We start from the raw sequence: 18,834 nt of genomic DNA, 5'->3' as shown, positions 1-18,834 counted from the left end.
ACACAGTGGCTGCCACCCAGGAAGAACTCATCGCCGGCATCGCCGAGATCATCGAGGAAGTCACCGGCATCGAGCCGTCCGAGGTGACCATGGAGAAGTCGTTCGTCGACGACCTCGACATCGACTCGCTGTCGATGGTGGAGATCGCCGTGCAGACCGAGGACAAGTACGGCGTCAAGATCCCGGACGAGGATCTGGCCGGACTGCGCACCGTCGGTGACGCCGTGTCCTACATCCAGAAGCTTGCGGAGGAGAACCCCGAGGCTGCTGCCGCCATCCAGGCCAAGGTCGAGGCAGACAAGAACTCGTGAGCTCCCCCTCCCTCCGCGAATACTCCACGCTGGGCGGGAACTTCCCGAGCGTGGTGGTCACCTCCATGGTGGCCACCACCTCGCTCGGCGAGGATCTCGACACGACGTGGAAGAAGCTGCTGGCGGGTGAGTCGGGCATCCGTGAGTTGACCGATGACTTCGTCACCAAGTACGGCGACCTGCCGTGCCGGATCGGTGGACGTCTGGTCAAGGACCCCGCCGAGGAGGTGACGCGAGTCGAAGCACGCCGCATGGCGTACGTCGAGCGCATCGCCCACGTGATGAGCAAGCGCCTCTGGGCGCAGGCCGGCGAGCCCGAGGTCGATCCCGACCGTCTGGCCGTCGTCCTGGGAACCGGCCAGGGTGGCGGCGACGCGATGGTCGACGCCGTCAAGGCGATCGAGTCGTCGGGCAACTACCGCAAGGTCTCACCGCTCGCCGTCTCGATGGCGATGCCGAACGGCCCGGCCGCGGTCACCGGCCTCAACATCGGTGCGCGCGCCGGTGTGATCACCCCCGTCTCGGCGTGCTCGTCGGGCGCGGAGGCGATCGCGCACGCATGGCGTCACATCGTCATGGGTGACGCCGACATGGTCGTCACCGGCGGCGTGGAAGGCCACATCGACGCGATCCCGATCGCGGCGTTCTCGATGATGCGGGCGATGAGCACACGCAACGACGACCCCGCCGGTGCGTCACGTCCGTTCGACAAGGATCGCGACGGCTTCGTGTTCGGTGAGGGTGCAGCGATGATGATCATCGAACGCGAGGAGCACGCCAGGGCTCGCGGTGCGCACATCCACGCGCGCCTGCTCGGTGCCGGTATCACCTCGGATGGTTTCCATCTCGTGGCGCCGGATCCGAGTGGTCAGGGCAATGCTCGTGCGATGACGCGCGCGATCCAGACCGCGGGACTCACCAAGGCCGACATCACGCACATCAACGCGCACGCGACGTCGACACCGATCGGCGACACGGCCGAGGCCGCGGGTATCGCCGCGGCGATCGGTCAGCATGCGGCGGTCTATGCGCCGAAGTCGGCACTCGGACACTCCATCGGCGCGGTCGGGGCGCTGGAGTCCGTGCTCACCATCAAGAGTGTGGAAGAAGGGGTCATCCCACCCACGCTCAACCTGGAGAACCAGGATCCTGAGTGCGACGTCGACGTCGTTCACGGTGAAGCCCGTTACGGGCAAATCGATTACGCGTTGAACAACTCGTTCGGATTCGGTGGGCACAACGTCGCGCTCGCCTTCGGTCGCTACTGACACACCCCGACACCACAGGAGACAGCGATGACCACATTGGCTCCCATCACCGGCCATGAGGATGCAGCGGATCCGCGTGACCCGCTGTTGCGGTTGACCAACTTCTTCGACGAAGGTTCGATGTCGCTGCTGCATGCCCGGGACAAATCCGGCGTGCAGGCGGCGATCGGATCGGTCAACGGCGTTCGTACCGTCTCCTATTGCACCGATGGCACCGTGATGGGCGGTGCCATGGGTGTGGTGGGGTGTGCTCACATCGTCAACGCGATCGACACCGCGATCACCGAGCAGGCCCCGGTCATCGGCATCTGGCACTCCGGCGGCGCTCGACTCGCCGAGGGTGTCGAGGCGCTGCATGCGGTGGGCCAGGTGTTCGAGGCCATGGTCCGGGCCTCCGGGTACATCCCGCAGATCTCCGTGGTCGTCGGCTTCGCCGCAGGCGGCGCGGCATACGGACCCGCGCTCACCGACGTCGTGATCATGGCGCCCGCCGGCCGCGTGTTCGTCACCGGCCCCGACGTGGTCAAGAGCGTGACCGGTGAATCTGTCGACATGGAGTCGCTCGGTGGGCCGCTGACCCACGGCAAGAAATCGGGCGTGTGCCACATCATGGCCGACTCCGAGCCCGACGCCTACTGGCGCGCACGCAGACTCGTGTCGACGTTCAGCCAGCAGGGCCACTTCAACCGGGAGCAGGCCGAGGCCGGCGACGTCGACCTCAAGGCACTGTTGCCCGAGTCGAACCGTCGCGCCTACGACGTGCATCCGATCGTCGAGCAGATGCTCGACACCCAACTCGCTGCCGACGGCGACACCGAGATCTCCACTTTCGAAGAGCTGCAGGCGAAGTGGGCGCCGAACATCGTCGTCGGATTCGGTCGCCTCTCCGGACGCAGCGTCGGCGTCATCGCCAACAATCCGCTGCGCATGGGCGGCTGCCTGAACTCGGAGAGCGCCGAGAAGGCCGCTCGATTCGTCCGCCTCTGCGACGCCTTCGGTATCCCGCTGATCGTCGTGACCGACGTCCCCGGTTACCTTCCCGGCGTCGGCCAGGAATGGAACGGCGTGGTGCGTCGTGGCGCGAAGCTGCTGCACGCGTTCGCCGAATGCACCGTCCCCCGTGTCACGTTGGTGACGCGAAAGATCTACGGCGGCGCCTACATCGCGATGAACGCGCGTTCGCTGGGTGCCACCGCCGTGTTCGCCTGGCCGGGCTCCGAGGTCGCCGTGATGGGCGCCAAGGCCGCCGTCGGCATCCTGCACAAGAAGGCGCTCGCCGCCGCACCCGACGACGAGCGGGAGGCTCTGCACGAGCGTCTGACCGTCGAGCACGAGGCGATCGCCGGCGGTCTGGGCCGCGCCCAGTCGATCGGTGTGGTCGACGAGGTCATCGACCCGGCGAAGACCCGCAGCAGGATCGCCGAGGCACTCGCGGCAGCGCCCGCCCGGCGCGGACGGCACAAGAACATCCCGTTGTGACCTGAACAGCGATTCGGCCCCGGCAGTTCAATCTGCCGGGGCCGAATCTCGTTTCGGCGGTTGTGATGTCACCGCCGCGAAAGTGTGTGTGGCGCGACCTATCCCACGCGCTGCTGCAACCAGGTGACCTCGGCGCCCGCACCACCCATGCGGTAGGGCTCGAGTGCGTCATCCCATGCGACGCCCAGAGCGGCCTCGAGTTCACCGGCCAGGCCGACGCTGTCGGGCTGCGACTCGATCAGCGAGCGCAACTGCATCTCGCCGATCATCACGTCGCCGCACGCACTGGTCGATCCTCGCCACAGCCCGAGGCCGGGGACATAACTGAATCGTTCACCGTCGACGCCGTCGCTGGCATTCTCGGTCACCTCGAAGCGCAGGGACGACCACTCACGCAACGCCGTCACCAGGCGTGCGGCAGTGCCGACCGGGCCGGCCCAGTCAACGGTGGCACGTTGCATCCCGGGGTCGGCCTCTTGCGCGGACCACTTGAGGTTGGCCCGCGCATTCAGGGTCGACGACAGAGCCCACTCGACATGCGGGCACAGCGCCACCGGCGCCGAGTGGATGTACACCACTCCTGTCGTTCTGTCCGCAAACTGGTTCAGATTGCGCACCTTGCTCACCTCCGGTTTCGACGAGGAACGTCTTCCCCAACACACCTCGCGAACCAGATATCACACTTGTGTTGCCAATTGTGCCTCAAGTTGCCCGTGTTGCGCCAGTTTCTGGAGTGCTTTCTCAGGATTGGTCAGCCGCGGAGATCTCGGCGACGACGGTGTCGTTGAATTCGCTCCACAATGGCTTGGCCCACGCACCGAAGGGCCGGTCGGTGAGCACCACGCAGCCGGCGCCCAGCACCGGGTCCACCCACAGAAAGGTCCCGCTCTGACCGAAGTGCCCGAAGGTCTGCGGCGAGTTCTCGGTTCCGGTCCAATGCGGGTGCTTCCGCGCGCGGATCTCGAACCCGAGCCCCCAATCGTTCGGACGGTGCCTGCCGTAGCCCGGGACGAATCCGTCGAGCCCGGCGAACTGTACCGACGTCGCACGTTCGTGAAGTCCTGGCGACAGCAGCTGCGGCTGCAGGAGTTCGGTGGCGAACCGGCCCAGATCGGCGACGTTCGAGCGGGCACCGTGGCCGGCCGGGCCCGCGAGTTCGGTGGAGCGCAGGCCGAGGGGCTCGCACACGCCCTGGTGCAGATAGTCGGCGAAGCCGATCTCGGTCGCGCTCTCGACCGTCTCCGCGAGAACCTCGAAACCGGCGCTGGAGTAGATCCGCGCCGTGGCGACCGGGGCCGCGACCTCACGGCTGTCGAAGGACAACCCGGAGGCGTGGGCCAGCAGATGCGCGATGGTGGCGCCGGGCGGCCCGGCGGCGTCGTCGAGTTCGACGGCACCCTCTTCGACCGCGACGAGAACGGCCTCGGCCACCAGGAGTTTGGTGACCGAGGCCAGTTCGAAGACTCGATCGGGGTCGCCGAACTGCTCGACGGCCCCGTCCGCGGTGACGATCGCAGCCGACGCGTGGTCGACCGGCCAGTCCGCTACAGCATCAAGTGACGACACACCGCGACACTACCGTCCGCGATGCTCAGTGATCCTCGTCGGTGTATCGGATGACTCCGCGGATGTTGCGACCCTCCAGCATGTCCGTATAGCCCTCGTTGATCTGGTCGAGGCGGTACTGCCGGGTGATCATGTCGTCGATGTTCAGCTTGCCCATCCGGTACATCGACAGCAGCTGCGGGATGTCGAGCTTCGGGTTGGCGCCACCGAAGATGGTGCCCTGCAGGTTCTTCTGCAGCAGGGTCAGCATCGCGAGGTTCAGCGTGACCTGGTTCTCCATCATGTTGCCCATGCCGGTCAGCACGCAGGTGCCCGCCTTCGCGGTGATCCCCATCCAGGTGTCGACATCACTGCCGTGGACCTCGCCGACCGTGACGATCACCTTGTGGCACATGTGCCCCTGGGTCAGTTCGGCGATGCTCATCGCCGCCTCCTCGACCGAGGCGAATGTGTGCGTCGCACCGAACTTCATGGCCTGCTCGCGCTTCCACTCCACCGGGTCGATCGCGATGACGTTGCGGGCACCGGAGATGACCGCGCCCTGCAGGGCCGCGGTGCCCACGCCTCCGACACCCACGATGGCGACGTCCTCGCCCGGCCGCACGTCACCGCTGCGGGTGGACGAGCCGTAGCCGGTCGGGATTCCGCAGCCGCAGAGGGCCGCCACCTCGAACGGGATGTCCTTGTCGATCTTCACCGCCGACGCCTCGTGGACGACCATGTACGGCGAGAACGTGCCGAGCAGCGTCATCGGATAGACGTTCTCACCGGCCGCCGTGTGAATGCGGAACGTGTTGTCCGACACCGCCTCCCCCTGGAGCAGCATCGCGCCGAAGTCACACAGGTTGGCCAGTCCGGCCTTGCACGACGGACACTTGCCGCACGAGGGGATGAACGACAGGACCACGTGGTCGCCGACCTCGAAGTCGGTGACACCCTCCCCCACCTCCGCGACGACTCCGGCGCCCTCGTGACCGCCCAGGATCGGGAAGCCCGCCATCGGGATACCACCGGTCATCAGGTGGTGGTCGGAGTGGCACATGCCGGCCGCCTCCATCCTGATCTTGATCTCGCTGCGTGCAGGATCGCCGATCTCGATCTCCTCGATCGCCCACGGCTTGTTGAGTTCCCGCAGCAGCGCACCCTTGGTCTTCATGCACATCCTCCACTCGATAGAAACGCGCCGTCCGACGGATCGACCCCCCGACAGACGCAACAACCTAGAAGAGACCCTAGTCACTTTCGGCAAAAAATGAAACGTGTTCTAGTATTGATTTCCGGCACGTCGGGCCCCCGGGACACGAACGGATCGCATGCACTCGCGTAGCGGGCATGCGATCCGTTCGTGCTGGTCGGGGCGGCGCCACGACCCGACGCGGTGACTGCCCGGGGTCAGCGGGCCAGGCCGGCGTCCTTGCTGCCGTAGGTCGATCGCAGGGTCGGCTTGACCACCTTGCCGCCGGCATTTCGCGGCAGCTCGTCCACCACGACGATGTCCTTCGGATGCTTGAAGCGAGCCAGGTTCTCGTTCAGGTACGGCTCGAGTTCCTCGAGCGTCAGGTCGTCGGTGCCGGCCGCGAGGACGACCACCGCGACCGGGACCTCACCCCACTTCTCGTGCGCCCGACCGATGATCGCGGCCTCGGCGATCTGCGGATGCCCGAACAGGACGTTCTCGACCTCGGCGCAGTAGATGTTCTCGCCGCCGGAGATGATCATGTCCTTGGCGCGATCGACGACGTAGATGAAGCCCTCGTCGTCCTCCCGGACCAGATCGCCGGAGTGAAACCACCCGCCGTGGAACGCATCCGCGGTGCCCTGCGGATTCTGCCAATAGCCCTGCATCATGTTCGGCCCGCGGTAGACGATCTCGCCGACCTCCCCCGGCGCGACGTCGTTCATCTCCGGATCGACGATGCGGGCGGTCACCGCAGGCACCACCTTGCCGATCGACCCGAGCTTGCGCAACGCATCCTGTCCCTCGAGGACACAGGTGATCGGCGACATCTCGGTCTGCCCGAAGACCGCCACGTTGATCGCGTCCGGGAAGGTGTCGTTCATCGCCCGCAGCACCGTGTCCGACGCCGGTGCGGCGCCCCAGCTGATCACCCGTAGCTTGAGGTCGCGCGGCTTGGCCTGCTGCGCGGCGCACACGGCCTGCCACTGGGCGGGTACCAGGAAGATCGATGTGGTGCCCTCCTGCTCGAGCGTGTCGAGCATGGCGTCGGGGTCGAAGGCACCCAGCGGGTGGATCACCGACAGTGCACCCATGTAGAACAACGGCGCCATGGCACCCAGACCGGCGATGTGGAACAACGGGGCGACACAGGCACCGATGTCGTCCGGACGGGTGTGCAGCGCCTGTAGGCACGTGACCGCCTGCGCCTGCAGGTTCTGATGGGTCAGCATGGCGCCCTTGGGCTTTCCGGTCGTGCCCGAGGTGTACATGATCAGCGCGACGGTCTCCTCGGGCACGTCGATCTCGGGGAGATCGGACGAGTCCTCGGCCACCAGCTCCTCGAACTTCAGATGCGCCGGGTTGTCGGTGTCCCCGACGACGATCGTGGCGTCGATGGCGCCGGTCGCCGCGCTGACCGCGTCGGCCAGTGGCGCGAGCAGGGACTCGGTGACGATGACCTTGGCGCCGCTGTCGGACACCAGGAAAGAGACCTCGGCCGGGCTCATCCGGATGTTCACCGGCACCGGGATCGCGCCGATCAGGTTGGCCCCCAGGGTCGCCTCGACGTATTCGGTGCGGTTGAGCATGAGGAGCAGGATCCGGTCACCGAACCGCACGCCTCGCCGACTCAGCGCGGCCGCGAACCCGCGCGTCCGTTCCTCGAGTTCTCGCCAGGTGGTCACCTTGCCGAGGAACTTCAGTGCCGGGTCGTCCGGGGTCATGAACGCGTGCCTGCGGATCTGGTTGTTCCAATGGTTGCGCCGCGAGCGCAGCGGTTCGGTGATCAGATCGCTGCGCGGGTCGATGGTGGCGGTCATATGGGATGTCTCCTCTGTCCTGTGGCGGTGCCGGGCCACGATTGCTGTTGTGTACGTGTGTGTTCGGTGGGATCGGCGCCGGCCTCCGGGCAGGCGGCGACCTCAGTTCTTGGTGCCGGCGAAGGCCGACATGGCCGCCTGGAACTCCGGCGACTGCAACAGCGCCGTCTGCCCGTCGAGTTCGCGGTCGAGGGCGGCGTCGAAGTCGCCCATGGTGTGGGCGTCGAGGGCGGCCTTCGTCATGCGCAGCGCACTCGAGGACAGGCCGGCGAGCTTGTCCACCACCGCGTTCACCCGGGCGTCGAGCGCGGCGCGGTCGGCGACCACCTCGGTGATCAACCCGGCATCGAAAGCCTCTGCGGCACGGAGCTTCTCGCCCAGCAGCGCCATCGCGTTGGCCCGGGCCCGGCCGACGGCCGCGGCCACCGACATCGAGGCACCGCCGTCGGGCATCAGACCGATGTTGATGAATGCGAGCAGGAAGTACGACCGTTCGGTCGCGTAGATCAGATCCGAGGCGAACGCCACGGATGCCCCGATCCCGACCGCCGGCCCGTCGACGACGGCGACGACCGGCGCGCGGACGCCACGGATGGCACGCGCGAGGTCGGAACCGCCGGAGATCACGCCACGGGCCTGAGTCGGGTCGAGCCCGCCACCGGCGTTCTCGCCGGCGACCTTCGCGATGTCGATGACGTCGGCGCCGGTGCTGAAGCTGCCACCTTCGCCGTCGATCACCACCACGCGGATGTCATCACGCGCGGACCATCCGTCGAGCGCCTCGATGATGGCACGACTCGCCGCTCCGTCGAGCGCGTTCATCCGATGCGGCCGGTGGATGACTATCCGGGCCACCCCTCGGTCGTCGACACTGACCCGGATCCCGTCACCACCGGCCGCATTGTCACTCACTACCCACACGCCCCTCACTGCTCGTCCCGACCCGTCGCAGGTCGGGTTGCCGACCACACTACTACCACAGTGCGACTCAGATCACGAGAATACTCATTAACTTATCTCGATGAAAGAGGCTGTTTTACTGGCCTTTCTTCGAGCCGGACCAATATGCTCGTGGTGAACGTCGACTCCGGCTAGGCTCCCTTGTCATGACCGCACGAATGTCGACCTCGACGGAGTCGGCGCGCCGTGCGTCGCGTCGCCGGCCGGCCGATCGCCGTGCCGTCATCCTGCGCTCGGCAGCAAAGGCGTTCAGCGAGAGCGGCTATCACTCGGTGCGCCTCGACGACATCGCCGAGGCCGCCGGCCTCTCCGCGCCGGCCCTCTATCGGCATTTCCCGAACAAGTACGCACTCTTCGCCGAGACCGCGCGCACCCTCGCCGATGCCCTGGCATCCGCCACCGGCGCGATCGCCGAACGGCCCGACCGCCCCCGCGAGGAGCTCCGCGATCTCCTCGCGGCGCTGACGGGCGCCGCGATCGAGAACCGGCGGACCGGCGGGCTCTACCACTGGGAGGCCGACTACCTACAGGGCGACGACGCCGACTACGTGCGCGGGATCGTGGTGGCCCAGCACCGCCGCCTGCGATCGAACCTGCTGCGGGTCCGGCCAACTCTCGACCTCGAGTCGGCCGACCTGATCACCGCCGCGATGACGAGCGCGGTGGCGAGTCCGGCGACCCACCGGGCGGCGTTGCCGGTCCGGCAGATCGGCGATCTGATCACCGACGCCGCCGGGTCCCTGATCGACGAGGAACTGTCGACGAGCCCGGCCGGATCCGTCGACGAGACCACCACCGGCCTTTCACCGATGTCCAAACGCGAAGTACTGCTTGCAGAGTCGATCAGGTTGTTCGCCGCGCACGGTTTCCGTGAGGTCACCATCGACGACATCGCACGCGCGGCCGAGCTCCCCGCCTCCGGCGTGTACCGCCACTTCGAGAGCAAGGCGGCGATCCTGCAGGCCGCGTTCTGGCGCGCGTCCGATCGCGTCACCGTCCTGATCGGTGACGCGTTGTCGTCGTCTCGAACCCCTCGCGAGGCGATCGAGTCACTCGTCGAGCGCTACGTCGACCTGTGCTGCACCAACAACGACATGCTCTCGGTCTACGTCACCGAGATCGGCAACGTGGCCGCGCGTCAACGAACCGAACTGCGTGGTCAGCAACGGATCAACATCGAGGAGTGGGCTGCGTGGTTGACCCGCGTCCGCCCCGGACTCTCGGCGGCGCAGGCACGATTCCTGGTGCAGGCGGCGCTCAACGTCGCCATCGATCTCTCGCGACTCGGTCGGCGTCCACCGCCGGACCACATCACCGCACTCGCACTACGCCTGCTCCTCGGTGCCGACGACGGGTCAGACCGTGTCGAAGTCGGCGAGTAGCCACCGACCGTCGCGCCGGTCGAGGGTCACCTTGACCCGCGACTGATACGGGATGCCGTCGGGGACCTCGGCGCTGACCTGTGGCGACGTCACGGTCTGGTCGAGGGCCACCAGGACAACCGCCTTGCCGTCGGAGATCGATTGGAGCCCGGCCTCTTTCGCCTCTGCCCGCGACGTACCCCGCGCGGTCGCGTTGCCGCGTCGCGCCTCCTGCGACGACGTGATGTAGGTCTTCGCGAACTCCGGCGTGGAGATCTCCCGAATCCGACGGTCGAGGTCCCCATAGTCCGCCGGATCGTAGGTGGCCAACGTGGTGGCGTACTCGCGCGCCACGTCCATCGCCTCCTGGCGCTGCGCCGGGGACGGCCCCGCGGCCTCGACCTGATCGCGTTGCTGGACGTACGCGTGGGCGAAGTATGCGGTCGAGGCACCCAGGACGACGACGAACACCGCCAGGATGATCGCCACCACCCCCATCCGCGGGCGGCGCCAACCCGACGTCCACCGTCGACGAGGCCGCGACGGCGGGTCGACCTTTCCCGGGGTGCGACGATCGGCCTTCTGCTGCGCCTCGATCCTCGCCTGCTCCCGACTGACTCGATTGGCCGCGAGGAAATCCGCGCCGTCGAGCGGGGTCACGTCATCGGATGCGGCGTCACTCTCGCCCACGTCGGGCGGTCGTTGGGACTTGGGCATGCGACCAATGTAGCGAGTGGTGGTCGTGGTCCAGATCACGCCTTTTCATATCACATATATTTGATGTGTTAGATTGGCTGTCACTCCCGCCCGCCGGGGCCACCGTGACGAGAGGACCGAATCGAATGGTCACCTTCACCGCCGAGCAGACCGCATTCGCCCGCTCGGTCGCCGACTTCTGCCAACGCGAGTCCGGTACCCGCGAGCAGCGCGATCGACTCACCGACAACGGTGCGGAACTGCACTCGCAGGAGCTGTACACGAAGATGGCCGACCTGGGGTGGGCCGGCATCCTGGTGCCCGAGGAGTTCGGTGGCGCGGGCGCCGGCAACGTCGAGATGTGCATCCTCCTCGAGGAGGCGATGCGCGGCGTGGCCCCGATCGGCGGTATCGGCCCTACCCTGATCACGGCGGCCGCCTACCAGAAGTTCGCCGATGATCAGCTGAAGAAGGACGTGCTCGCCGGCGTCGTCGCGGGCGACTCATTGGCGATCTCGATGTCGGAGCCGGAGGCCGGTTCCGACGTGGCCAATCTGAGCTGTCGGGCCGAGAAGGTCGACGGCGGCTGGGTCGTCAACGGGCAGAAGACGTGGTGCTCGAACGCCCATTTCGCGACGTCGATCCTGCTGATCGCACGAACCGAGAAGACCGACAAGAAGCATGAGGGACTGACGCAGTTCCACATCCCTGCCGACACCCCGGGGCTGGAGATCAAGGGCATCGACACGCTCGGCGGTCGCGAGGTCAACGACCTCTACTTCACCGACTGCCGCATCTCGGACTCCTCAGTGGTGGGCCGGGTCGGCAATGGGTGGAACCAGTTGATGGCCGGCCTGAACACCGAGCGTCTGATCCTCGCCGCCATGCAGCTCGGTGTCGCGGAACGGTCGTTTGCCGACACCCTGTCCTTCATCACCGAACGCAAGCAGTTCGGTCGTCCCATCGGCAGCTTCCAGGCACTGCGTCACCGCATGGCCGACCTCGCGACCGAGATCGAGTGCACCCGCCAACTCGTGTACTCGGTGGCCCGCCAGGCCGATGACGATCCGACCGCGTTGCTCCCACGGGAGGCGTCGATGGCCAAGTTGAAGGCGACCGAGACGTCGAAGCGGATGACGATCGACGCGATGCAGATGATGGGTGGTTACGGATATGCAACCGAGTTCGACGCCGAGCGTTTGATGCGTGGCGCGATCATCTCGACCGTCTACGGTGGCACGAATGAGATCCAGCGCGACATCATCGGGAAAACCTTCGGACTCTGAGGGTCCGCTGCGCCCGTCGCCACGTCAGCGACTGCGTCGCCGGCCGCAGCTGTCCGAAGAGGTCGCCACGCACCTCCGTGAGCAGATCATGACCGCCGCGATCCGTCCCGGCGATTACGTCCGGATGGACGAGACCGCCGAGCGCCTCGGCGTGAGCGTGACACCGGTCCGCGAGGCCTTGTTGACCCTGCGCGGCGAGGGCATGGTCAATCTGGCACCCCATCGCGGGTACATAGTTGCCGAACTGAGCCGGACCGACGTGCAGGATCTGTTCTGGTTGCAGGGGGAGATAGCGGTCAAACTGGCGCTGCGCACCGCGGATGCGATCACCCCCGAGCAGGTCGCCGAACTCGAGTGGCACAATCAGCAACTCCTGAGCGCGCTGAAATCCGGCGACGGCGAACAGGTGGCGGATGCGGAGTTCGAGTTCCACCGGGTGCACAACCTCATCGCCTCGGGCGGCAAACTCGCCTGGTTTCTGTTGAGCGCCACGCGCTACACACCTTCCCAGCTCTATGCCACCGATCCGGAATGGGGCGAGGTGGCCGTCGACTCACACGCCAAGCTGATCCAGGCGTATCGCACCGGAGACCGCGACCAGGTCGTCGAACAGACACGCCGCCAGTTCACCGATGGCGCGACACGCCTCACCCGTCACCTCGAGACGACCGGGATCTGGGACCCGGAGAACTGACCCGCACACAGTGCCGCGTGACGCTCGACAGAGGCCGTCGCGCAGGCGCGTTCCGGGTCGGGTAGGCTCGTTGATGCGCCGCCCAGGGCGGGGCTGGTCACCCCCGACGACCAGTCCCGCCCTGGGCGGCGCCGTCATGTGTCGGGGCGAGGCGCAGTGATCAGGCCCGCTGGTCAGACACTGCCGAGATCCGACGACACCCACTGCCCCGGTTGCATGACCACCTTGGTCTGCGGCCCGTGGTCGTCCCACGCGAAATCGACATACCCGGCGACCTTGTCGGCCGGGAGATAGCGCGCCGCCATCTCGGTGAGCTGCTCGCGAGTCCCGTCCTCGTAGCCCTCGACGGTCCCGGACACCGCGACGTACCGGATGCTCGGTTCCACGGTCTGGACCATCAGCGTGAATCTGCCCGCCGCCCGGATCAGCTCCAGCTTGCGCGAGGACGTGCCGGTGAGCAGCCACGGTCGTCCGCCGGCCGCGTACTGATACCAGATCGGCACCACCAGGGGAGCCCGATCAGGGGCCGCCTCCACCGAGAGTGCGGCGATGTGGGGTTGGGCGAGGAATGCTTCTCGTTCGGATGTGCTGAGTGCCATGGTCCCCACGGTAGGCCCGGGATCGGACAAATTTCCCGGACTCCACCCGCACCTATCCCAACGGGACCGTGAACAGTCGGCTTTCCGGATCGGCGATTCTAACCGGCGCGGGCCAGGTGGAGCCGCACTACGGTGCGGAACAGCTTATGCCCGAGCACATCTCAAGGAGACATGATGACGCAGACCAGCACCAGCCGCCTGAATGACGTCGATCTCGATGCCGTCGGAGGGCTTGTCCAGGCCATCCGTGACGATCCCGCGAAGGCCACGACCACGTGGGCCGCGCACGTGGCGTGGAAAGGCGGATTCGCCTCGGCCGCACGGATTCGCGGGTTCGAACCGGTCGACTCCGATGAGCCCGCCGCGCTCGGCGGCGCCGACAGCGCTCCCAACCCGGTGGAGCAGTTGCTCGGGGCGCTCGGCAATTGCCTGGCGGTCGGGTACGCCGCCAACGCGTCCGTTCTCGGCATTCCGCTCGATGACCTGCGCATCGATCTGAAGGGGGACCTCGACCTCCGGGTCTTCCTCGGACTCGAGCAGGGGCATGCCGGTTTCGAGTCGGTCACCGCGACCGTGGCGATCGACTCCACCGCAACACGCGACCGCCTCGAGGAGCTCCACGCGAAGGTGCTCGCGAGCTCCCCGGTGGGTCACACGATCGGTAACAGGGTCCCGGTGGAGATCACCCTGCGCTGAATCGAAGGTCTGCAAACCCCAGGACAACACGAACGCCCGCCACCATCTGTGCTGGTGGCGGGCGTTTGCGGTGGCTCCCCCAACTGGACTCGAACCAGTAACCGTTCGATTAACAGTCGAATGCTCTGCCAATTGAGCTATGGGGGAATGCGCTCGAACCGAGTGCTGACTTTAGCGCATGGACGCGCCGGAGAACAAAACGCCTGTACGTCTGTCCTCCGGCGCGTCCGTGCGGCCGCGCGACGGGAGTCGGTGCTCGTCAGTGGCCGGCGACGACGTCCGCCTCGTCGACGGTCACTGGCGTCCGCGCGCCGGGTAGGAACCAGTACGCGACGCACACGATGCCGAAGAACAGATAGCCGAGAGCGACCTCCGGATTAGCCGCCCAGGCCACCTCCGGCGCGTGGATCAGCCCGATGAACGACAGCACCGCTCCCACCGCGCAGGCGATCGCCGCGTAATGGAATTTCTTGTCCAGGATGAAGGTCACTATCGCCCCGAGCACGAGGCCGACGAGGACCGCGCCCTCCCCCAGCGTCTGCAGACCCTCGTAGACGACGCCCGCGTTGTTGAGCGCCTCGTCGCCGACCTCACCCGCAGTCGTACCGGCCGCACTGAGCGCGTTGTCGATCATCCCCGACCCCCATTGCGCGAGGTTCGGCAAGATCGCCGCGACGACCGCGATGGCATGCAGTCGCGGCACCGCCTGGAACGCCTGCGCGCCGATCAGCAGACCGATGTAGAGCAGGATCGGCACGATGGCCGGCACGGGCAACAACGCCTCGAGGACACCGAACAGGCCGACGAAGCACAGGACGCCGATGGCTACGCCGCTCGCCAGCGAGTAGGTCGACCGCCCGCCCGCGTCCTTCCAACCCGGGTGCCCGATGTACACGGCAGGTGGGAACGGCGAGCCGAAGGCGGCGCCGATGCACGCGCCGGCACCGTCGGCGAGGAGCACGCTGCGCAGGTTGTAGTTGTCGCCGGCGGCCGCGGCACTCTCCACGTTGCTCATCGCCTCGGTGAAGTTGTAGACGCCGAGCGGGATCGCGGTGCCGAGCAACGGCGCGAGATCGCCCAGACCGGAGAACAGCATGTCGAAGCGTTGGTCCGGCACCCCGATCGCGATGTCGGACACGGCCTGCGTCAGATCGGGTACCGACATGTAGCCGCCGATCCAACCGATGGCGGTGCCGACCAGCAGCGCCGCGAGGCCCACCGGGATGTTGCCGGGCAGGCGGACGTCGGTGAAGAAGCCGATGAGGATGATCGCCAGCACCGGCAGACCGATCCAGGCGACCTCCCACATCTGGGCGGCGGGACGCATGGAGATGAAGGTGATCGAGATGCCCGCGAGGGTGCCGAGCATGGCCGCGCGGGGGGTGATCTTGCGGACGTAGGGGCCCACGAACGCGCCGATCATCACGATCACCCCGATCATGAACGCCCACGCAAGACCCGCCTGCCACGCCTGCATGGCGTCATTCGTCGCGAGATAGACCGGCAGCATCACCACGAACACGACGATGAACATGTGCGGCACGCTGGGGCCGTACGGCAGTGCGGTCACATCGTCGCGACCCTCCCGTTTGGCCAGTCGGCGGGCGAGGAACGTGTAGTAGAGGTTGCCCAGGATGAGCGCGACACCGAGGGCCGGGAGAACTGTGCCCAGGACGTCACCGGCCGACACATTGACGACGGCGATCATCAGGCCGGTCAGGGTGAGGACGTTGACCAGGATGTTGAAGCCCAGGCCGAAGAAGGCATTGGTGTCACCCCGCGTCCACCACGGCAGGGATTTCGACGTCGGTGCGGACGATGGATCGGCGGGTGGCGCGGGATCGGTGGTGGTGCTCATGGGATGCGGGTTCCTCTCGGCGACAGGTGATGTGCAGTCAGGAGACTGCCGAGGACGGCGACGCTGCCGCATGTTCGGTGAGTGCGGCGATGAGCTCGCCGCTGGGCGCGGTCCAGCCGAAGATCCCGCCCTGGGCGGCGATCATCTCCAGGCCGACTCTTTGGAACTCCGGGAAATACGAACCGACACAGTCGGAGACGACCACGCACTCGTAGCCGCGGTCGTTCGCCTCGCGGGTGGTGGTGTGGACGCAGACCTCGGTGGTGACGCCGGTGACCAGCAGCTGGGTGATGCCGTGTTCGGCGAGGATCGCACCGAGGTCGGTCGCATAGAACGCGCCCTTGCCCGGTTTGTCGATCACCACCTCGCCGTCGGACGGCGTGAGCTCGTCGATGATGTCGTGGCCGTACTCACCCCTGATCAGGATGCGGCCGAATGCCCCCGGGTCTCCGATGCGCTTGGACGGCGCACCTCGATTCAGCTTCGCGGGCGGGCAGTCCGACAGGTCGGGCAGATGCCCCTCCCGGGTGTGGATCACCAGCATGCCCGCCCTTCGCGCGGCGGCGAGGAGCTCGACCAGCGGACCGACCACACGTTGCAGCTGTGTCACGTCGTTGCCGAGGGTCTCCCCGAATCCGCCGGGCAGCAGGAAGTCCCGCTGCATGTCGATGATGACCAGTGCCGTCGTGGTGAGATCGAGGGCGAGGTCGTCTGGTTGTGCGGAGATGGTCACGGTGTCGGCCACGTCGTCAGCCTTTCTGTGTCGTGATCGGGGATGGGGCCGGCCGCACCGGTGCGCGGCTCGTCGAGGAGTGCCGCCGCCAGCCGCAGCACGGTGTCGTCGGAGCGGGCGTCGCCCAGCAACATCGCGCTGTGCGGCCGGCCGTCGGCGGTGTGTCCCTGCGGGACCGCGACGCCGAGGAGGTCGAGCAGGTTCCCGAAGTGGGTGTAATGCCCGAGCATCGTGTTCGCCTTGATGGGCTGATCGAGCACCTCGTCGACGGTGAACGTGCGACCGATCGTCGGCACGACGAGGACGTCCATCGTCTGCCACAACCGGCCGACCTCGGCCCGCAACTCCTGCAAGGCCTGCATCGCGGTGAACGCGTCGACCGCGGAGTAGCGTTCGCCGCTGCGCAGGATGTCGCGCACCACCGGGTGGATGGAGTCTGGATGCTCGGCGAGGAAGTCACCGAACACGACTAGCCGTTCGGCCACCCAGGGACCTGCGTAGAGCAGCTCGCCGGCGGCGAGGAACGGCGCCAACGACGTCTCGACGATCTCGACCGGGAGGCCGAGATGGGCGATCTTGTTCCGGAACCCGAGGTGTGCGGCACGCATGGCGTCGTCGCCGAAGAACTCGAGCTCGTCCGGTGGGGGCAGGGCAACGCGGATTGGCCCACCACCAGACGTCGGCCCCGGCGCGCGCGACCATGGGTCCGCGTCGTCGCGTCCCTGCATCACCTGCATCACGCGGTCGACGTCGTCGATGCAGCCGGCCATCATCGTGATGCAGTCGAGCGATTTGCACGCCGGCACCAGACCGACCGTGCTGATCAGTCCGCGCGAGGGTTTGTAGCCGACGATTCCGTTGAGCGCGGCGGGCACGCGACCCGAACCCGCGGTGTCGGTCGCGACCGCGAACGGCACCTGTCCGAGGGCGACGGCCAACGCCGAGCCCGAACTCGAACCGCCACTGATCATCTCACCGCCGTAGACGCTGCGCGGAATCGTGTACGGGGTCCGGGTGCCGTTCAGACCGGTGGCGAACTGGTCGAGATTGGTCTTCCCGACGTAGAGCGCGCCCGCGTCCAGCAGGCGCTGGACGGAAGGTGCCGTCTCCTCGGCGACATAGGCGTAGTCGGGGCAGGACAACGTGGTCGGCACGCCCGCCACGTCGATGCTGTCCTTCACGCCGAACGGCACCCCGTAGAGCGGCAACGCACGCGCCCCCGGACGATTCTCGAGCTCCGCCGCAGCGGTCAGCAGCTGCTCGCGCGGCACGGTGGACAGCCACGTCCCGTCATCGCCGCGCGCTTCGATCGCGTCGGCGACGCCTCGCGCGGTTCGCGACGGCGAACCGCTCCCGCTGACATGACTCTCGAGGATCTCGGCGACCGACGGACCGATCCTGGGCCCCGACTCGTGACGGGCTGGTTTTTCCATACCGTCGATTGTCGACAGAATTGTGGCATCTGCGGATCGACTGTGTGTCGGTTGTGTTAGCGCGTGCCGCCGTGGGCCGCCGGACCGTCGGGTGAGGCCGACAAATCGAGATACTGCAGGTGACCGTGGTCGTGCAGCGCGGCCACCGCCGCGCCTGGATCATTCGTCTCCAACGCCTCGAGAATGGCGAGATGCCGCTTGAACCCGTCGTCGGGCCCGTGATGATCGGCGGTCTCCGACCGTAAGTTCACCGCCATCGGCAGCTGGAGTTTCAACAGGATCGGCTCGAGCGCGATGTCGAGCTGCCGGTTGCCGGCCAACCCCACCACCGCGGCGTGGAACCGGCGGTGTGCGTCATCCTTGGCGAGATCGTCGGTTGCGCGGCGCATCTCCGCGACCGCCGCCCGCACCGGGGCCAACTGCGCTTCCGGTTCGGTGAGCGGCAGGGCCGATTCCACGGCATACCGTTCGAGGACCTGGCGGAGACCGAACAGCTGCACGATATCCTGCGGGGACCACTCGGCCACCCTGGTCCCCCGGCGACGCTGATGTTCGACGAGTCCCTGTTGAGCGAGCAGCCGCAGCGCCTCACGCACCGGCGCCCGGCTGATGCCGAGGTCGGCGCACAGCGTCTCCTCGACGATCTTCTCCCCCGGCTTCAATCCGCCGGACAGGATCGCGTCGCGGATACGGCGACCGGCGACGTCCACGAGACTCTCGGGGAGTCCGCTGTCCACATTCGCCGCGTCGGCCCCGGTCATGCGCTCCTCGTCCGTCGGGGATGCTGATCATCCGCGGTCTGATGTCCCTGCAGTGTAGTGGCGCAGGCGGCGTCACCGCCGCCACGGCTCCCGACGGCCCGGCGGCCGGGCCTCGCCGGAACCGGCCCGACCCGAC

18 protein-coding genes and 1 tRNA gene are annotated in these 18,834 nt (G+C 67.1%); 7 read left to right on the top strand and 12 right to left on the bottom strand.

Going from position 1 to position 18,834, the window contains the following annotated elements; all coding sequences use genetic code 11:
* The first annotated feature begins 5 nt into the window (after positions 1-5).
* The 3 genes from acpM to D7316_RS00710 are packed head-to-tail and all read left to right on the top strand — an operon-like array spanning position 6 to position 3,058.
* Complete coding sequence (gene acpM, locus D7316_RS00720; protein WP_124706603.1) at positions 6-311, top strand: meromycolate extension acyl carrier protein AcpM; 306 nt, start codon at positions 6-8, stop codon at positions 309-311.
* On the top strand, positions 308-1,579 hold the full coding sequence (locus D7316_RS00715) for a KasA/KasB family beta-ketoacyl-ACP synthase (RefSeq protein ID WP_124706602.1): 1,272 nt from the start codon (positions 308-310) through the stop codon (positions 1,577-1,579). Before acpM ends, D7316_RS00715 begins: the two co-directional genes overlap by 4 nt.
* Positions 1,580-1,606: 27 nt before the next feature.
* Positions 1,607-3,058: an acyl-CoA carboxylase subunit beta gene (locus D7316_RS00710; RefSeq protein WP_124706601.1), complete on the top strand. Its 1,452-nt coding sequence runs from the start codon at positions 1,607-1,609 to the stop codon at positions 3,056-3,058.
* 98 nt (positions 3,059-3,156) lie between these two features.
* Here the strand turns inward: D7316_RS00710 and D7316_RS00705 are convergent, their stop codons facing one another.
* From D7316_RS00705 to D7316_RS00685, 5 genes are all read right to left on the bottom strand, one after another.
* A complete protein-coding gene (locus tag D7316_RS00705) occupies positions 3,157-3,675 on the bottom strand; it encodes a DUF3145 domain-containing protein (protein WP_124706600.1) in 519 nt (172 codons plus the stop codon).
* Between the two features lie 124 nt (positions 3,676-3,799).
* Positions 3,800-4,624, bottom strand: a complete 825-nt coding sequence (locus tag D7316_RS00700) for a serine hydrolase domain-containing protein (RefSeq protein ID WP_124706599.1) — start codon at positions 4,622-4,624, stop codon at positions 3,800-3,802.
* 25 nt (positions 4,625-4,649) lie between these two features.
* Positions 4,650-5,780: an NDMA-dependent alcohol dehydrogenase gene (locus tag D7316_RS00695; RefSeq protein WP_124706598.1), complete on the bottom strand. Its 1,131-nt coding sequence runs from the start codon at positions 5,778-5,780 to the stop codon at positions 4,650-4,652.
* Between the two features lie 236 nt (positions 5,781-6,016).
* On the bottom strand, positions 6,017-7,621 hold the full coding sequence (fadD5, locus tag D7316_RS00690) for a fatty-acid--CoA ligase FadD5 (protein WP_124706597.1): 1,605 nt from the start codon (positions 7,619-7,621) through the stop codon (positions 6,017-6,019).
* Positions 7,622-7,723: 102 nt separating this feature from the next.
* Positions 7,724-8,533: an enoyl-CoA hydratase-related protein gene (locus D7316_RS00685; RefSeq protein WP_232016706.1), complete on the bottom strand. Its 810-nt coding sequence runs from the start codon at positions 8,531-8,533 to the stop codon at positions 7,724-7,726.
* A gap of 194 nt (positions 8,534-8,727) precedes the next feature.
* Between D7316_RS00685 and D7316_RS00680 the strand changes: the two genes are divergently transcribed.
* Complete coding sequence (locus D7316_RS00680) at positions 8,728-9,963, top strand: TetR/AcrR family transcriptional regulator (protein WP_124706596.1); 1,236 nt, start codon at positions 8,728-8,730, stop codon at positions 9,961-9,963.
* Here the strand turns inward: D7316_RS00680 and D7316_RS00675 are convergent.
* Positions 9,937-10,659 carry a hypothetical protein gene (locus tag D7316_RS00675; protein WP_124706595.1) on the bottom strand — a complete coding sequence of 241 codons (723 nt, stop codon included), beginning with the start codon at positions 10,657-10,659 and terminating at the stop codon, positions 9,937-9,939. The two genes, D7316_RS00680 and D7316_RS00675, sit on opposite strands and share 27 nt — an antisense overlap.
* A 125-nt stretch (positions 10,660-10,784) precedes the next feature.
* Here D7316_RS00675 and D7316_RS00670 point away from each other — a divergent pair, with 125 nt between their 5' ends.
* Both D7316_RS00670 and D7316_RS00665 read left to right on the top strand, forming a co-directional pair.
* The gene (locus D7316_RS00670) at positions 10,785-11,924 is read left to right on the top strand and encodes an acyl-CoA dehydrogenase family protein (RefSeq protein ID WP_124706594.1); all 1,140 of its coding nucleotides are present in this window, start codon (positions 10,785-10,787) and stop codon (positions 11,922-11,924) included.
* On the top strand, positions 11,881-12,618 hold the full coding sequence (locus D7316_RS00665) for a GntR family transcriptional regulator (RefSeq protein ID WP_124706593.1): 738 nt from the start codon (positions 11,881-11,883) through the stop codon (positions 12,616-12,618). Before D7316_RS00670 ends, D7316_RS00665 begins: the two co-directional genes overlap by 44 nt.
* 173 nt (positions 12,619-12,791) lie before the next feature.
* Here D7316_RS00665 and D7316_RS00660 read toward each other — a convergent pair whose 3' ends face one another.
* On the bottom strand, positions 12,792-13,217 hold the full coding sequence (locus tag D7316_RS00660) for a pyridoxamine 5'-phosphate oxidase family protein (protein ID WP_124706592.1): 426 nt from the start codon (positions 13,215-13,217) through the stop codon (positions 12,792-12,794).
* 174 nt (positions 13,218-13,391) lie between these two features.
* On the opposite strand from D7316_RS00660, the gene D7316_RS00655 reads away from it, so the two are divergent.
* On the top strand, positions 13,392-13,913 hold the full coding sequence (locus D7316_RS00655; RefSeq protein ID WP_124706591.1) for an OsmC family protein: 522 nt from the start codon (positions 13,392-13,394) through the stop codon (positions 13,911-13,913).
* Positions 13,914-13,984: 71 nt separating this feature from the next.
* Here D7316_RS00655 and D7316_RS00650 read toward each other — a convergent pair.
* From D7316_RS00650 to D7316_RS00630, 5 genes are all read right to left on the bottom strand, one after another.
* Positions 13,985-14,060: transfer RNA gene (locus tag D7316_RS00650), tRNA-Asn, on the bottom strand.
* A gap of 112 nt (positions 14,061-14,172) precedes the next feature.
* Positions 14,173-15,771 (bottom strand): SulP family inorganic anion transporter, encoded by a 1,599-nt coding sequence (locus D7316_RS00645; RefSeq protein WP_124706590.1) that lies wholly within the window; start codon positions 15,769-15,771, stop codon positions 14,173-14,175.
* Between the two features lie 37 nt (positions 15,772-15,808).
* Positions 15,809-16,516, bottom strand: a complete 708-nt coding sequence (locus D7316_RS00640) for a cysteine hydrolase family protein (RefSeq protein WP_124706589.1) — start codon at positions 16,514-16,516, stop codon at positions 15,809-15,811.
* On the bottom strand, positions 16,501-17,937 hold the full coding sequence (locus D7316_RS00635) for an allophanate hydrolase (protein ID WP_124706588.1): 1,437 nt from the start codon (positions 17,935-17,937) through the stop codon (positions 16,501-16,503). The genes D7316_RS00640 and D7316_RS00635 overlap by 16 nt, the downstream gene beginning before the upstream one ends.
* A gap of 56 nt (positions 17,938-17,993) precedes the next feature.
* A complete protein-coding gene (locus D7316_RS00630) occupies positions 17,994-18,698 on the bottom strand; it encodes a GntR family transcriptional regulator (protein ID WP_124706587.1) in 705 nt (234 codons plus the stop codon).
* Positions 18,699-18,834 lie beyond the last annotated feature (136 nt).

This window comes from Gordonia insulae, assembly GCF_003855095.1.
Lineage (GTDB): Bacteria > Actinomycetota > Actinomycetes > Mycobacteriales > Mycobacteriaceae > Gordonia > Gordonia insulae.
Note: the sequence above shows the minus strand (reverse complement) of the source record. Positions and strands in the feature narration are given on the sequence as shown.